Annotated in this window: 14 protein-coding genes; 9 read left to right on the top strand and 5 right to left on the bottom strand. The window is 75.4% G+C overall.

Annotated elements, in window-relative coordinates:
• Positions 1–294: 294 nt before the first annotated feature.
• Positions 295–2,373, top strand: a complete 2,079-nt coding sequence (locus ACIPM1_RS07665; RefSeq protein ID WP_402430313.1) for a SpoIIE family protein phosphatase — start codon at positions 295–297, stop codon at positions 2,371–2,373.
• Positions 2,374–2,458: 85 nt separating this feature from the next.
• On the opposite strand, the gene ACIPM1_RS07660 is transcribed toward ACIPM1_RS07665, so the two are convergent.
• Entirely contained in the window at positions 2,459–3,313 is an 855-nt protein-coding gene (locus ACIPM1_RS07660) for a putative protein N(5)-glutamine methyltransferase (protein WP_402430310.1), read from the bottom strand.
• Between the two features lie 297 nt (positions 3,314–3,610).
• Between ACIPM1_RS07660 and ACIPM1_RS07655 the strand changes: the two genes are divergently transcribed.
• Positions 3,611–4,117: a MarR family winged helix-turn-helix transcriptional regulator gene (locus ACIPM1_RS07655; RefSeq protein ID WP_402430307.1), complete on the top strand. Its 507-nt coding sequence runs from the start codon at positions 3,611–3,613 to the stop codon at positions 4,115–4,117.
• 25 nt (positions 4,118–4,142) lie between these two features.
• Here ACIPM1_RS07655 and ACIPM1_RS07650 read toward each other — a convergent pair whose 3' ends face one another.
• Positions 4,143–4,877, bottom strand: coding sequence for a GNAT family N-acetyltransferase (locus ACIPM1_RS07650; RefSeq protein WP_402430304.1), 735 nt, complete (start codon positions 4,875–4,877; stop codon positions 4,143–4,145).
• 212 nt (positions 4,878–5,089) lie between these two features.
• Here ACIPM1_RS07650 and ACIPM1_RS07645 point away from each other — a divergent pair, with 212 nt between their 5' ends.
• The 4 genes from ACIPM1_RS07645 to ACIPM1_RS07630 all read left to right on the top strand — a co-directional run bounded on the left by ACIPM1_RS07645 (position 5,090) and on the right by ACIPM1_RS07630 (position 8,259).
• A complete protein-coding gene (locus tag ACIPM1_RS07645) occupies positions 5,090–5,695 on the top strand; it encodes a sulfite oxidase-like oxidoreductase (RefSeq protein WP_402430301.1) in 606 nt (201 codons plus the stop codon).
• Positions 5,688–6,443: a ferredoxin reductase gene (locus ACIPM1_RS07640; protein ID WP_402430298.1), complete on the top strand. Its 756-nt coding sequence runs from the start codon at positions 5,688–5,690 to the stop codon at positions 6,441–6,443. The genes ACIPM1_RS07645 and ACIPM1_RS07640 overlap by 8 nt, the downstream gene beginning before the upstream one ends.
• Before the next feature lie 447 nt (positions 6,444–6,890).
• Complete coding sequence (locus tag ACIPM1_RS07635; RefSeq protein ID WP_402430295.1) at positions 6,891–7,463, top strand: hypothetical protein; 573 nt, start codon at positions 6,891–6,893, stop codon at positions 7,461–7,463.
• Positions 7,464–7,587: 124 nt separating this feature from the next.
• Positions 7,588–8,259, top strand: coding sequence for a GntR family transcriptional regulator (locus tag ACIPM1_RS07630; protein WP_402430293.1), 672 nt, complete (start codon positions 7,588–7,590; stop codon positions 8,257–8,259).
• A gap of 46 nt (positions 8,260–8,305) precedes the next feature.
• Here ACIPM1_RS07630 and ACIPM1_RS07625 read toward each other — a convergent pair whose 3' ends face one another.
• Both ACIPM1_RS07625 and ACIPM1_RS07620 read right to left on the bottom strand, forming a co-directional pair.
• Positions 8,306–9,037 carry a class I SAM-dependent methyltransferase gene (locus ACIPM1_RS07625; protein WP_402430290.1) on the bottom strand — a complete coding sequence of 244 codons (732 nt, stop codon included), beginning with the start codon at positions 9,035–9,037 and terminating at the stop codon, positions 8,306–8,308.
• On the bottom strand, positions 9,037–9,606 hold the full coding sequence (locus tag ACIPM1_RS07620; protein WP_356189075.1) for a PadR family transcriptional regulator: 570 nt from the start codon (positions 9,604–9,606) through the stop codon (positions 9,037–9,039). Before ACIPM1_RS07620 ends, ACIPM1_RS07625 begins: the two co-directional genes overlap by 1 nt.
• A gap of 77 nt (positions 9,607–9,683) precedes the next feature.
• On the opposite strand from ACIPM1_RS07620, the gene ACIPM1_RS07615 reads away from it, so the two are divergent.
• Positions 9,684–10,082: a nuclear transport factor 2 family protein gene (locus tag ACIPM1_RS07615; RefSeq protein WP_402430286.1), complete on the top strand. Its 399-nt coding sequence runs from the start codon at positions 9,684–9,686 to the stop codon at positions 10,080–10,082.
• Positions 10,083–10,251: 169 nt separating this feature from the next.
• On the opposite strand, the gene ACIPM1_RS07610 is transcribed toward ACIPM1_RS07615, so the two are convergent.
• Positions 10,252–11,466, bottom strand: coding sequence for a cytochrome P450 (locus tag ACIPM1_RS07610; RefSeq protein WP_402430734.1), 1,215 nt, complete (start codon positions 11,464–11,466; stop codon positions 10,252–10,254).
• Positions 11,467–11,961: 495 nt separating this feature from the next.
• Between ACIPM1_RS07610 and rho the strand changes: the two genes are divergently transcribed.
• Complete coding sequence (gene rho, locus ACIPM1_RS07605; protein WP_402430283.1) at positions 11,962–13,107, top strand: transcription termination factor Rho; 1,146 nt, start codon at positions 11,962–11,964, stop codon at positions 13,105–13,107.
• A gap of 129 nt (positions 13,108–13,236) precedes the next feature.
• Positions 13,237–14,403, top strand: coding sequence for a D-alanyl-D-alanine carboxypeptidase family protein (locus ACIPM1_RS07600; protein ID WP_402430281.1), 1,167 nt, complete (start codon positions 13,237–13,239; stop codon positions 14,401–14,403).
• Positions 14,404–14,473: the final 70 nt, after the last annotated feature.

The raw sequence follows: 14,473 nt of genomic DNA, 5'->3' as shown, positions 1-14,473 counted from the left end.
CACCCGCCGTCGGCACGGCACCACCTTCCAGGAGAGCACCACACGCGCCGGCGCACATCCTCGCGGCCCTTGCGGGCACCCGAATATCAGGGTGCCGCGCGCGGCGCCGGCCATCCGTGCGCCCCGCCCCCGTACGCTGCCGTCCGGCCGATTCGGGGGGACGGCCCCCGCTTCGTTGAGAGATGGTGGAGGAAGGCGCCGGACCGTCGGTGGGACACCGGCGGGCGCGGTACAACAGGGTGTGTCGGCACCGGGGACGGCGGGCCGCGCGGACAGGCGAAGGCGGTGCGTGGGATGACTGCAGCCGGGGCTCCCTTGGCCGAGGGCGAGGAGCCGGTGCGCGGGCCTGTCCGGGCCAGCGGGCTGCTCGACGTGCTGGGCGTGGCCTCGGTCGTCCTCGACGCCAAGGGCCGCATCGTGCTGTGGAGCCCGCAGGCCGAGGAGCTCTTCGGCTACACGGCCCAGGAGGCGCTGGGCCAGTACGCGGCCCGGATCATGGTCCACGAGCAGCACCTCGACCTGGTCGTCAAGCTCTTCGCCGACGTGCTGGAGACGGGCGAGGGCTGGGCCGGCGCCTTCCCCATCCGGCGCAAGGACGGCACCACCCGGCTGGTGGAGTTCCGCAACATGCGCCTGCTCGACGACCGGGGGGACGTCTACGCCCTCGGGCTCGCCGCCGACCAGACGACCGTGCAGCGGCTGGAGCGGGACGTGGCGCTGTCGGCGCGGATCGTCTCGCAGTCGCCGATCGGCCTGGCCGTCCTGGACACCCAGCTGCGGTACGTCTCGGTGAACCCGGCCCTGGAGCGGATCAACGGCATGACGGCCGGGGAGCACATCGGCCGCACCGCCCGCGAGGTGCTCCCCCAGTGGGACACCGACGCGCTGGAGGACGCGGCGCAGCGGGTGCTGGAGACCGGGCAGCCCCTCATCGACGTGTCGGTCGTGGGCCGCACCCCGGCCGATCCGGACGAGGACCACGCCTGGTCGCTCTCGCTGTACCGGCTGGAGGACGCGCTGGGCAGGGTACTGGGGGTGGCCGCCTCCGTCGTGGACATCACCGAGCAGTACCGGGCGGGCATCGAGGCGGAGGCCGCGCGGCGGCGCCTGGCCCTCATCGCCGACGCCTCCGCCCGGATCGGCACCACCCTCGACCTGGAGCGCACCGCCCGCGAGCTGGCGGACGTCGCCGTGCCGGAGCTGGCCGACGTGGCCGCCGTGGACCTGCTGGAGGAGATCGTCGGGGGGCGCCGCCGCCCTCTGGGGCCCGCCGAGCCGGCGGTGATCCGCGCCCTGGCCGTCCGCGCCGACCACGCCACGGACGCCTTGGAGGCGGCCGACCCGCCGGGCCGGATCGCCCGCTACGGCTCCGACCGCCTCGTCACCGAGTGCGTGCGGACCGCGGGCCCGGTGCTCGTGGCCCAGGTGAAGGACGAGGACCTCCCGAGGATCGCCCGGTCGGCGGAGGCGGCCGTGCTGCTGGCCCGCGCGGGCGTGCACTCGTACCTGGCCGTGCCGCTGATCGCGCGCGGGGAGGTGCTGGGCGCCCTGGACCTCAAGCGCACGCGCAACCCGCTGCCCTTCAGCGAGGACGACGTCCTGCTGGCCCGCGAGCTGGCGGCGCGCGCGGCGGTGCAGATCGACAACGCCCGCTGGTACCAGAGCGCCCGCGACACCGCCCTCACCCTCCAGCGCAGCCTGCTGCCCTGCCTGCCGTCCGTCACCGGCGGGCTCGAGGTCGCCTCCCGCTACCAGCCCGCGGGCGCGACGATCGAGGTGGGCGGCGACTGGTTCGACGTGATCCCGCTGGAGGACGACAAGACGGCGCTCGTCGTGGGCGACGTCATGGGCAGCGGCATCAACGCGGCCGCCACGATGGGCCGGCTGCGCACCGCGACGAACACCCTCGCCTCGCTCGACCTCGATCCGGCGCGGCTGCTCGCGCACCTCGACCGGATCACCGACCAGCTCGACCAGGCCATCGCCACCTGCCAGTACGTCGTCCACGACCCCCGCCGGCGGCAGTGCCGGATCGCCAACGCGGGGCACCTGCCACCGGTCCGGGTCCGGGTGGGCGGCCCCGCGGAGCTGCTCGACCTGCCCACCGGGGCACCGCTGGGCGTGGGCGGCGTCGAGTTCTCCACCACCACCGTCGATCTGGACCCCGGGGACGAGCTCGTGCTGTACACCGACGGGCTGGTCGAGACCCGCCGGCATCTGCTGGACGAGCGCCTGGAGGCGCTGCTGGCCCTGCTCGACGACCCGGCGCGCCCCCTGGAGGACGTCTGCGACCTCCTGCTGCGCCGGATGCACGAGCCGGACAACCACGACGACGTGGCCCTGCTGATCGCCCGCGCGCGGGACCTGCCGTAGACGCGGACACCGCCGTGGAGTGCGCAGCCCCTGCCGTGGGGCGCGCCGGCACCGCTCACCGACGGGTCCGTGGGGGCGTGCGGACTCAGCGCGTCGGGCCGGCCGTACCCACCACCACGTTCGCGCACAGCTCCTCCGAGACGGCCAGACGGGGCGTCAGCCCGGCCCGCCGGAAAGCCTCCAGCGCGCCGGGCGCCTGGCGTTCGCTCGTCTCGACCAGCAGGCAGCCGCCGGGCGCGAGCCAGTCGCCCGCCCCGGCGGTGACCCGGCGCAGCACGTCGAGGCCGTCGGCGCCGCCGTCCAGGGCGGCCCGCGGTTCGTGGTCGCGGGCCTCGGGCGGCAGCAGGGCGACCTGCGCGGTGGGCACGTAGGGGACGTTGGCCGCGAGGACGCCGACGCGGCCGCGCAGCGCGCCGGGGAGTGCCTCGAACAGGTCGCCGGTGTGCACCCGGCCCCCGGCGGGACCCAGGTTGCGGGCCGCGCAGCGCACCGCGGCCGGGTCGATGTCGGCGGCGTGCAACTCCACGGGGCCGAGCGCGGCGGCCAGCGCCACGCCCACCGCGCCCGAGCCGCAGCACAGGTCCACCACGACGGAGGCGTCCGGCGCCTGGGCGACGGCCTGGTCGACCAGGAACTCGGTACGGCGCCGGGGCACGAAGACGCCGGGCTCCACGACGATGCGCAATCCGTGGAACTCGGCCCAGCCCAGGACCTGTTCGAGGGGCAGCCCGGCAGCACGCCGCTCGACGAGGGCGGTGACCTCGTCCGGCGTCCGGGCGCCGGCGAGGATCAGCTCCGCCTCGTCCTCGGCGAACACACAGCCGGCGCCGCGCAGCGCGGTGACGACCGCGTCCCGCAGGGCCCGCGAGAACGGGGACGGAGAGGGCGAAGAGGGCGAGGAAGACGGAGAAGGCGGGGTCGGGGACGACAGTGGAGGCATGGAGGCCGAGAACCTTTCGGGAGCCGCAGGGCGCCCTCGCGGTCACCTGCGTCCGGTGATCCGCGCCGCTTCGAGGTGAGAGCACCCGATCTGACACGTGGTGATGGGTCCCACCTCCTCGGCTCGCCTCGGCCGGGAGCGTCCACGGCCGGACGGCAACCCTACCCCAACACCGGGTCACCGACGGCCTCTTCGGCCCCCTCCGCGCGGGCCCGCCCCGCACCTCGGATGTACGGTGCGACCAGGGGCTCGCCCGCAGGGCGACGTGACGACGCGCAGGGGGAAGGGAGGATTGCCGTGACAGCAGCCGAAGGGGCCGATGCGGAGCCGGCCGAGGAGGCGACCACGGGGAAGACCGGAGGGACGGCCGCGGCTACGGCCGTGGAGACCATCCAGCGCGAAATGACGATCTTCGCCCGCCGGGCCCGCGCCTCCGCGGGACGTCTGCACCCCGAACTGTCGCTGGTGTCGTACACGCTCCTCGGGCACCTGGAGGAGAGCGGCGGCTGCCGCACCACGGACCTGGCCGCGCACTACGCGCTGGACAAGTCCACGGTCAGCCGCCAGGTGTCCGCCCTGGAGCGCGCCGGGCTGGTCGAACGGCGGCTCGACACGGACGACCACCGGGTCCAGGCGCTCCGTCTGACGGAGGCGGGCCGGCGGATCCTCGCCCAGGTCACCGAGAGCCGCCGGGCGGCCTTCCGCGAGCGGCTCGCGCACTGGCCGGCGGAGGACCTGGAGCGGTTCGCGGGCTACCTCACGCGCTACAACGCCTGGCCCGGGCGCGGCCCGGAGGACGGCTGACCGGACGTAGGGCCGGGCGCGCGCCCTACCCCACCGGTACGGCGACCCGGCCGTCCGTCAGCCGTTCGGGCGCGCGGGCCGCGAGGAAGGCGGTACGGCGCCGCAGCCGGAAGCCCAGCGACTCGTACAGCCGGATCGCCCGCGTGTTCCGGGCGCCGGTGTGCAGGAACGCCGTCTCGCCGCGGGCGCGGATGCCGTGGGCGACGGCGAGGATCAGCCGGGACGCGAGCCCCTGACCGCGGACGGACGGGTCGGTGCACACTCCGCTGATCTCGGTCCAGCCCGGCGGCCGCAGCCGCTCCCCCGCCATGGCGACGAGCGCACCGTCACGGCGTATGCCCAGGTAGGTGCCCAGCTCGATGGTGCGGGGCAGGAACGGGCCGGGCTGGGTGCGGGCGACCAGGTCGAGCATCTCGGGCACGTCGGCCGGGCCGAGGCGGACCGCCTCCGGGTCGGGCGCGGTGGCCAGGCCGTCGTCGACGAGCTGAACGCCCTCGGTGTGGAAGGTGATCTCCCAGTCGTCCGGGACCCGCCCCACGAACCCGAGCAGCGGGACCTCGCGGCCGGGGCCGGCCAGGGCCGCGACGTCCGCCCAGTCGTCGGCGTCGGGCTCCGGGGGCAGCGCCAGCCAGGGCGTGACGTCGACCGGGTAGCGCAGCACGCGGCCGCGGCGCTCGGCGAAGTGCGCGTGCGGTCCGGTCAGGGAGGTGAGGGCGGGATGGTCGAGGACATGGCCCGGGGCGGTCTCGGCGGTGCTCATACGGCGTCCATTGTCCTTCACGGTCACGGGGGCGCCGGGCGCGGGGGTGTCACGGGGGCCGGTCGCGGGGGGCGACGGAGCCGGGGCGGTCCCGCGGCCGGGGCGGTCCCGCGGCCGGGGCGGGCGTGCCGGGCGCGTACGGTTGAATGCGTAAGCAATCATCACGTCCGACCGGCGGGCCGCGCACGCGGCGGCCTGGAGGCACCACCCCCATGAACGTCACCCGAGGCTTCACCGGTCGCTCCCGCGTGGCCGACCCGGGCCTGCCACCCGGACAGTACGACGCGGGCGACGACTGGCCCGTGCTGTCCGCGGAGGTCACGCCCGACATCGCACCCGAGGACTGGACCTTCCGCGTCGACGGCCTGGTGGCCGCGCCCCTCACCTGGACCGGGGAGCAGGTCCGGCGGCTGCCGGACTCGGCGTACGAGGGCGACATCCACTGCGTGACGGGCTGGTCGAAGTTCGGGGTGCGGTTCGGCGGCGTGTCGCTGGACGTGTTCCTGGACGCGGTGCGCCCCGACGCCTCGGCCACCCACGCGGTCGCCTGGTCCCACACCGGGTACACCACGAGCCTCCCGCTGGCGGACCTGACCGGCGGGCGCGCGTGGATCGCGTTCACCTACGACGGCAGGCCGCTGGCCCCGGAGCACGGCGGCCCGGCGCGGCTGCTGGTGCCGCACCTGTACTTCTGGAAGAGCGCCAAGTGGATCGCGGGCCTGCGGCTCCTCGACCACGACGAGCCGGGCTTCTGGGAGCAGAACGGCTACCACGCCCGGGGCAACCCCTGGGAGGAGCAGCGGTACTCCGGTGACTGAGACCTTCACACCGCCCACGCGCTTCGCGGTACCGGGCCGCATCGCCGTCGGCGAGCAGGTCGCCGCGGCCTGGCGGACCGCCACGCTCACCGAGATCCGGCGGGAGACCCCGCGGGCGGCCACCTTCCGCTTCGCGGTGCCGGGCTGGGCGGGGCACCTGCCCGGCCAGCACCTGATGCTCCGGCTGACCGCCGAGGACGGTTACGTGGCCCAGCGCCACTACTCGATCGCGTCGGCGCCCGACGACTCCGGGCACATCGAGCTGACCCTGGACCATGTCGACGGCGGAGAGGTGTCCGGCTGGTTCCACACCGTCGCCCGGCCCGGTGACCGGGTCGAGCTGCGCGGCCCGCTGAGCGGTTTCTTCGCCTGGCCCGGCGACCGGCCCGCGCTGCTGATCGGCGCGGGCTCCGGGGTCGTACCGCTGATGTCGATGGTGCGGCACCACCGGGCGCGGCGGCTGTCCGTGCCGCTCAGAATGCTGGTGTCTGCCCGCAGCCCCCAGGAGCTCATCTACGCACGGGAGTTGGGGTCGGAGACCACACCGGTGTTCACCCGGAGCGCTCCGGCGGGCACGCCGGTGGGACGGCTGACGGCCGCCCAGGTCGCGCCCCTGCTGTCCGAACGGCCCCCGGCCGGCTGGGAGGCGTACGTGTGCGGGTCCAACGCCTTCGCCGAACACGCCTCCCGGCTGCTGGTCGCGGCGGGACAGCCCGTGGACCGCATCCGGATCGAACGCTTCGGCTGACGACGGGCCGGAGCCCGGGGCCTGGGGCTCGGAGCCCGGGGTGCCGGTCCCGCAAGTGCCCGGTCCGCGCGGGCGGATGAGGCGGTCGGCCCGCAGCGCCACGGCGGAGCCCGGGTGTTTGGGGGCGGTACCGCCGGGGACTTGGCCGGGGAACGGAAACCGCCCCCTGCCCCGTGCCGCACGCCGGTTCTTGGACATGGGGCTCCTCGCGTGGAGAGACGAACGCTCGCCGCGCCGCCTCGGGGGCGCGCGGAGCGGTCGCCGCGGCACGCCCGCCGCTCCACGTGCGTCAGCGGGTGGAGGGCGCCCGCGGGAAGGGGTGCGGGAGCGATGCGCAGGGAGGAGCCGGACGGCCGCGGGCACCCGATAGGACCGGACGGCCTTGGCGGCGGGCACGCCGGGGCTTCCGGCCCCGTCGGCGGCGGGAGGGCCGGAGCGCGGACCCGGTTGCGTGGCCGGTGTCGGCGGCACAATCCGCTGCGGCGCCGCTCGGACGTGGTGGAGGCGTGGACGACACTGGCCGTCGCCGTTCTGCTGTTCCTGGGCGCGCCGCTGGCCGGGGTCGCCGCGGCCTGGTGGGCACACGACGCGGCCCGGGCCGTCGCGGCGGCCGAGCGGGCCGACCGGCACCGCGTCCGGGCCGAGGTCGTGGGCAGGGTGCCCGGCTCTCCGTCCGTGGCGCAGAGCGGCGGTGAGCACACCGTGCGGGCGGAGGTCCGCTGGGACGAGGCCGGCCGGCAGGCACGCACCGCGGTGGCGCGCGTCCCGGCGGCGGCGCGGCACGGCGACCGGGTGGACGTGTGGTTCGACTCCCGCGGCCGGACCGTGTCCTCTCCGCCGGACGCCACCACCGTCTGGCAGCACACCGTGACCGTGGGCGCCGCCGTCACGGGCGGCGCCGTCGCCCTCGTCCTCCTCGTCCACTCCGCCGTCCGGCGGGAAGCCCTGCGGCGCCGGCTGGCCGAGTGGGAGCGGGAGTGGGCCCGGCTGGGACCGGAGTGGACCCGGCGCCGGGCGTGAGGGGCGCGGGCCGGTTTCGGCCGAAAGGCCGGACCGCTCTTCCCTGGTGGTTTAGACCAATGCTAGACCTGGTGGCGCAATGAGCCCGCACGGCTACGGTACGTCACCCATCAGGAGGCGCGGCATGGCCCGCACCACCCCGCCCGACCACCCCCCGACGGAAGGACCGGCCGACGGAGAGCCGCTGTACTGGAGGGTCGCCGGCCGGCTCCTCGGCGCACTGCGCGACGGCACCCTCGCGCCCCGCGAACGGCTGCCGGGCGAGCGGCACCTGGCCGCGCACTTCGGGGTCAGCCGGGAGACCGTACGGCAGGCGCTGGAGGTGCTGCGCCGCGACGGCCTGGTCACCACCGACCGGCGCGGCAGCCATGCCACGCTGCCCGGGCCGCCGGTGGAGGCGCCCTCCTCGCTGACCTTCCCGGTCGGCGCCCGGACCGCCGATCCGGCCGCCTTCGACCGGACCGCTGTGACCTGGGAGGCGCCGCCGCCGGAGCACGCCGAGGCCCTCGGACTCGCCCCGGACCGGCCCACCCTGGTGCACCGCTACCGGTCCGCCGCCGCCGACGGCACCTCACTGCGCACGGCCGTGTCGTCGTTCTCCGCCGTGGCGCTGCGCGAGGTCGAGGAACTCGCCCGCTACCGGGACCGCGCGGACGGCTCGGGCGCCGCGCAACTGCGGCGCGCCTACGACTGGATGCGCAGGGCGGGCCTGACCCTGCACCACCGGGACGCCATCACCCGCTTCCCGGACGGGCCGTCGATGCGGCCGTCTGACCGGCCCGGGTGCGCGCCGTAGCCCGTGGGTGGACCTGCCGCTCACGGCGGGCGTGCGGCGACGGGGCCTACGGCAGCCTGCGGGCCGCGACCATGCGGACCCGGGGGCTTCCGTCGCCGCGCCGCCCGAACTCCGGCAGGGCATGGAGCTCCACCCGGAACCCGGCGCGCTCCAGCTCGCGCCGCACGTCCGCGAGCCGGAAGGAGCGGTAGTACATGACGAAGGGCGGCCGCCACAGGGCGTTGCGCACCCGCATCACCGCGTCGAAGCCGAGCAGCATCCAGAAGGCGGCCGACGCGGGCCGGGGCGGTGCGAGCACGGGGAAGGCGAACAGGCCGCCGGGGCGCAGCACGGCGTGGACCTGGCCGAAGAGGCCCGGCAGCTCACGCGGCAGGAAGTGCCCGAGCGCGCCGAACGTCACCACCAGGTCGAAGGCGGCCCGGAACGGCAGGGCACGGGCGTCCCCGCGCACCCAGGCGGTCCGCGGCCCCGCGCCCCGAGCGGCCTCGCGGGCGCGGGCCACGGCGAGCATTCCGGCGCTGAAGTCGACCCCGGTGACTCCGTGCCGGCACACCCGCTCCACCACCCGGGTGCCGGCGCCGGTGCCGCAGCACAGGTCGAGTCCGTCGTCGAACGGCCCCAGCCTCTCCAGCATCGAGGCGACGGAGTCGAGCACCGGCTCCGGCGTACGGAAGGGCGTGCGGTCGAACTTCGGCGCGAGCAGGTCGTAGCCGTGCTCGACCGACGACAGCGCCTGGACGGCGAGTTCGCGCAGGCTCGGGCCCCCGGGAGCGAACATCACGCCCCCTTCACGGCGGCGCGCTGCCGCAGGATCCCCAGCGCGCGCTCGCACCAGCGCAGGTTCTCCCGCTCGAAGGCGATGCCCGCCATGAGGGTGAGGTACGGGCCGACGCGCTCCGCGTCCCGCAGGTACTCCTCCTCGTCGCGGCCCGCGAGGAGACGCTCGCGCACCCGTTCGTAGCGGCCGAGCTTGCCGCGCGCCCAGGACGTGCGCTCCTGGAGCATGTCGGCCGCGGCCGCGGGGTCCGCGCCGTCCATGGCCTGGATCTTGATCAGGAGTTCGTCGCGGATGGCGGTGGGGCGCCGGGGCGGCTCGGCGGCGAAGGCGCCGAGGTCGCGCCGGCCGGCCTCGGTGAGGGTGAACATCCGCTTGTCGGGGCGGCGCTCCTGCCGCACCACGCGCGCCTCCACCAGTCCGTCCTGGGACAGGCGCTCCAGCTCCCGGTACAGCTGCTGCGGGGTGGCCGGCCAGAAGTTGGCCAGCGAGACGTCGAACCCCTTGGACAGTTCGTAGCCCGACGCCTCCCCTTCGAGGAGGGCCGCCAGCACGGCGTACTTGAGAGACATGTGGACACCGTAGCAACCGGTGATTATTCTCTCCCGCACCTATTCAAATAATTGACTATGGACGATGGGGTGATCCGATGCGCGCGTTCCGCGAGGCGGTCGAGGCGCACGACCTCGACGCCGTCGAGGCGCTGCTGGACGAGGACGTCGTCTTCACCAGCCCGGCCGCGTTCAAGCCGTACTCGGGCAAGCCGATCACCGCGGCGATCCTGCGCGCCGTCGCCGAGGTCTTCGAGGACTTCCGCTACGAGCGCGAGCTGAGCGGCGCGGACGGCCGCGACCACGCCCTGGTCTTCGCCGCGCGGGTGGGCGACCGCTCACTGGAGGGCTGCGACTTCCTCCACGTCAACGAGGACGGGCTGATCGACCGGCTGACCGTGATGGTCCGCCCCCTGTCGGCCGCGCAGGCGCTGGCGGCGGCCATGGGCGCGCGGTTCGAGCAGATCGCCGCGGAGGCGGCGGCGCGGTCGGTCTGACGGACGCGGGGGCGGGCTGGGCCGGGCCGGGAAGGTTGTTCGGGGACCCGGCCGGGAGCCGAGGGCACAGGGCCGTCCGGGAGCCGAGGGCGCAGGCCCGTCCGGGAGAGGGCGCAGGCCCGTCCGAGACCCACCCAGGGGCCGGTGCGGCGCCGCCCGGCGATCCGGCTCAGGGTGTCGGACGCACCGGGAGGGTGCGCACGCTGTTGCCCACGAAGCCCGCGTGCGACGCGAGTTGGGGTTCGGGCACGGCGAGGTCGAGCTCGGGGAAGCGGGTGAACAGCCGCTCCAGCGCGACGGTCGCCTCCAGCCGCGCCAGCGGGGCACCCAGGCAGTAGTGGGCACCGTGCCCGAGCGAGAGGTGCCGCACCGCGTCCGGCCGGGCGGGCCGGGTGACGTCGAACCGGTCGGCGTCCGGTCCGTGCACGGCCGGGTCCCGCCCCGCGGCGGAGTAGCCGGCGAGGACCGGCGTGCCCCGGGGGACCACGGTCCCGCCGACGGTCAGGTCCCGCACCGGATACCGGAACGGGAAGTAGCTGACGGGCGCGTCCCAGCGCAGCGTCTCCTCGACCACGTCGGCCCAGCTCGCCGTCCCCGCGCGGACGAGGCCGAGCTGGTCCCGGTGCCCGCAAAGGGCGCGTACGGCGTTGGTGATGAGGTTCAGCGTGGTCTCGTGCCCGGCGACGATCATCAGCACGAGGGTGCCGATCAGCTCCTCGTGGCTGAGCCGGCCGCCGTCCTCGTCGCGGGCGGCGACGAGTGCGCCGATCAGGTCGTCGCCGGGCTGTTCGGCCTTGGCGGCGGCGATCGCGCCCAGAACGGCGAGGAGTTCGCGGTTGGCGGCGACGACCTGCTCGGGTCCCAGGTCGGTGGCGACGACCTGACTGGACAGCGCGTGCAGCCGGTCGCGGTGTTCGGCGCCGACGCCGAGGAGCTCGCCGATGACGCCCATCGGCAGGGGCATCGCGAAGTGACGGCGCAGATCGGCCACTTGGCCGTCGGCCTCCGCGGCACGGGCGAGACCGTCGAGCAGCCGGTCGGTCAACGCCTCGACACGGGGCCGCAGTTCCGCCACCCGCCGGACGGTGAACGCCTGACTCACCAGCGACCGCAGCCGCCGGTGGTCGGTCCCGTCCGCGGTGGTCATCCCCCGTACCGTCGCGAAGGTCAGCAGAGGCCATCCCTCCGGGATCCGCCCCTCGTGCAGGGCGGTGAAGTGCCGTGCGTCCTTGGCGACTTCGGGGTGCGCGAGGAACTCCTTCAGCGCCTCGTGCCCGAGGACGACCGCCCCGTCGATCTCCCCCGGCAGCACGACCGGGGCGACGGCCCCCCGGGCGAGCAGCCGCGCGTTGACGGGGTGCGGGCAGCCCCCGGACGGGTCCATGCGGTGCGGCGCGGAGCGGGAGGTGTCCACCGGTGCGTTCCTCTGCGTCGGGGCCGGATCGAGGCCGTACGGCAGTCGATTCTGCCTGTCCGGCGCACGCCGCGCAGCACCCTCGCGCGGCCTGCCGCGCCGGACGGTTCCTCCCTTCCCGTTCGGGCCGGCGGAATGAAAGCGGCCGTCCTGGCGTTGACCCCCTCGAAAGCGGATCGTTCCCGCACCGGCGTCCCCGGTGCTACAGTGCGGTCAGCACCCGTGCACGCCCTGTCGTGGGCGCCGGTGTGATTTTCTCCGAGTTCGCCGAGCCGTTCCGCCTCTCGTGTCGGCACCATCGGCTTCTTCTCACCGTCCCTGAGCGACGCCATCCCGCCGCCCCCGGCGGTCTTCCGCACTCAGGTGGTGTTCCCGCCGCCGGAGGCCCGTGTCCCGCGCCTCCCGCCCGCGGCTTCTCCCCCGCCCCTCGCACGTCCCCGTCCACCGTCCGTGAAAGGACCGCCCATGACCACCACACTCGAACATCCCCCCGTACGGCAGCGGCCTCCGGCCGTGCAGCCCGTCACCGGTGTCCTGGACATCGACGCGAGCGGCAAGGGCCGGCTGCGTCCCGGGGACTGCCTGCCCACTCCGTCCGACCCGCAGGTCTCCCCCGCGCTGATCCGGCGCCACGGCCTGCGCAGGGGCGATCTGGTCGACGGCGTGCGCGACGGCCGCGGCGCCCTCACCGAGGTCGCGGCCGTGAACGGGCGCACCCCGGGCGAGCTGCACGGCCGCCGCCACTTCCACGACCTGACTCCGCTGCACCCGCGGGAGCGGATCCGCCTCGAACACCCCGCCTCCGGCCTGGCCGGGCGGGTCACCGACCTGATCGCGCCCGTCGGCAAGGGGCAGCGCGGGCTGATCGTCGCACCGCCCAAGACGGGCAAGACGGTGCTGCTCCAGCAGATCGCCGCCGCGGTGGCCGGCAACCACCCCGAGTGCCACCTCATGGTGGTGCTGCTCGACGAGCGCCCCGAGGAAGTCACCGACATGCGGCGCTCCGTGCGCGGCGAGGTGTACGCCTCGACCTTCGACCGGGCGCCCAAGCAGCACATCGCGCTCGCGGAACTCGTCGTCGAGCGGGCCAAGCGGCTCGTCGAGGCGGGCGAGGACGTCGTCGTCCTCCTCGACTCCCTGACCCGACTGTGCCGGGCCCACAACAACGCGGCCGCGGCGGGCGGCCGCACCCTCAGCGGCGGTGTCGACGCGGCCGCGCTGCACGGCCCCAAGCGGCTCTTCGGCGCCGCCCGCCTGGCCGAGGAGGGCGGCTCGCTCACCATCCTCGCCACCGCGCTGGTGGAGACCGGCTCCCGGGCCGACGACTTCTTCTTCGAGGAGCTGAAGGGCACCGGCAACCTGGAGCTCCGGCTGAACCGCGAACTCGCCTCCCGCCGGCTCTTCCCGGCCGTGGACATCAACCCCTCCGGCACCCGCCGCGAGGAACTCCTGCTGTCCCCGAACGAGTTGGAGACCACGCAGGGGCTGCGACGCGCCCTGCGGTCCCGCGACGGCCAGGCCAACCTGGAAACCCTCCTGGAGCGGCTGCGCGCCACCCCCGACAACGCCACGTTCCTGCGGCGGATCCAGCCGACCCTGCCCACCGGTTGACCCCGCCACCCGGCGCCGCCTCCACCGCCGGCCCCTGGGACCGTCCGCTTAGCGCATCCGGGTGCCCGCGCCCCCCGTTCGGCCGTCGGCAGCATCCCCGTACCGCCGATGACTTCCTACGTTGGCGGTATGACGATCGGAATTCTTTCCCGGACGGCCGTGGCGACCTGCGCTCTGTGCGCAGCGGGCGCGCTCGCCCTCGCGCCCCCGGTCGCGGCGGCGGGCGGGGACGGGGCGGACCCCGGCCCGCCGGGGCGATCCCGGGCCGCCATGCCCGCCCCCGCCCTGCTGGAGCGCTCCGGGACCCACGTCCGGCTCCGCGCCGGCGCCCCGGAACTCCCGGAGGTCACCGCGCTGTCCTGGCTGGTGTCGGACGCGCGCACCGGCGAGGTGCTCGCCGCGCACGACGCGCACCGCAGGCTGCCGCCCGCGAGCACCCTGAAGACACTGTTCGCGCTCACCGTGCTGCCCGCCCTCCCGGCCGACGTCCGGCACACCGTCAGCTCGGAGGACCTGCGGGGCATCGGCGAGGGCAGCAGCCTGGTCGGAGTCACCGCGGGCCACACCTACCGGGTCTCCGACCTGTGGCGCGGAGTGTTCCTCAACTCCGGCAACGACGCGGTGCACGTGCTGGCCTCGCTCAACGGCGGCTGGCACCACACGGCGCGACAGATGCAGACCAAGGCCCGGGCCCTGGGCGCGCTCGACACCCACGTCCTCTCACCGGACGGCTACGACGCCGACGGGCAGGTGTCCTCGGCGTACGACCTGGCCGTGTTCGGACGGGCCGGGCTGCGCAACGCGGACTTCGCCCGCTACTGCTCCACCGCGCAGGCCGCGTTCCCCGGCGACGGGGGCACGTACGAGATCGCGAACACCAACCGGCTGCTGACCGGCGCGAACGGCGTGGTGCCCTACCCGGGGCTGATCGGCATCAAGAACGGCTACACCAGCAACGCGGGCAACACCCTCGTCGCGGCGGCCCGGCAGGGCGGGCGCACCCTCGTCGTGACCGTGCTGAACCCTCAGAAGGGCGGCGGCCTCGCCGTCTACGAGGAGGCACGCGAACTGCTCGACTGGGGGTTCGCCGCCGCCGGGCGGGTCGATCCGGTCGGTTCGCTCGACGGGATGCGCCCCGTCGCGCACGGGCCGTCGGTCGTCACCCCGGCCGCGGCTGCCGCCGGGGACACGCCGGACTGGGCGCTGACCGGGACGGTCGCGGGCGCGGCCGGACTGGGCACCGCCGGCGTGCTGCTCACTCTGCGGGCCAGGGCCCGCAGGGGCACGCGCGGCTGACCGGCCGGCGGACCGGGCGACCCGGCCGCCGTGGCGGAGCCGGCCGGCGACGGTTCCGTAGCGGACCCGC

This window comes from Streptomyces sp. NPDC086766, assembly GCF_044746005.1.
GTDB lineage: Bacteria > Actinomycetota > Actinomycetes > Streptomycetales > Streptomycetaceae > Streptomyces.
This window is presented reverse-complemented; position numbering and strand designations above follow the sequence as displayed.

Coding starts and splice junctions, on each gene's coding strand:
- ACIPM1_RS07625 (WP_402430290.1), bottom strand. CDS start 9,037: ATGTTCGCTCCCGGGGGCCCGAGCCTGCGCGAACTCGCCGTCCAGGCG.
- ACIPM1_RS07620 (WP_356189075.1), bottom strand. CDS start 9,606: ATGTCTCTCAAGTACGCCGTGCTGGCGGCCCTCCTCGAAGGGGAGGCG.
- ACIPM1_RS07665 (WP_402430313.1), top strand. CDS start 295: ATGACTGCAGCCGGGGCTCCCTTGGCCGAGGGCGAGGAGCCGGTGCGC.
- ACIPM1_RS07650 (WP_402430304.1), bottom strand. CDS start 4,877: ATGAGCACCGCCGAGACCGCCCCGGGCCATGTCCTCGACCATCCCGCC.
- ACIPM1_RS07660 (WP_402430310.1), bottom strand. CDS start 3,313: ATGCCTCCACTGTCGTCCCCGACCCCGCCTTCTCCGTCTTCCTCGCCC.
- ACIPM1_RS07615 (WP_402430286.1), top strand. CDS start 9,684: ATGCGCGCGTTCCGCGAGGCGGTCGAGGCGCACGACCTCGACGCCGTC.
- ACIPM1_RS07600 (WP_402430281.1), top strand. CDS start 13,237: ATGACGATCGGAATTCTTTCCCGGACGGCCGTGGCGACCTGCGCTCTG.
- ACIPM1_RS07645 (WP_402430301.1), top strand. CDS start 5,090: ATGAACGTCACCCGAGGCTTCACCGGTCGCTCCCGCGTGGCCGACCCG.
- ACIPM1_RS07630 (WP_402430293.1), top strand. CDS start 7,588: ATGGCCCGCACCACCCCGCCCGACCACCCCCCGACGGAAGGACCGGCC.
- ACIPM1_RS07610 (WP_402430734.1), bottom strand. CDS start 11,466: ATGGACCCGTCCGGGGGCTGCCCGCACCCCGTCAACGCGCGGCTGCTC.
- rho (WP_402430283.1), top strand. CDS start 11,962: ATGACCACCACACTCGAACATCCCCCCGTACGGCAGCGGCCTCCGGCC.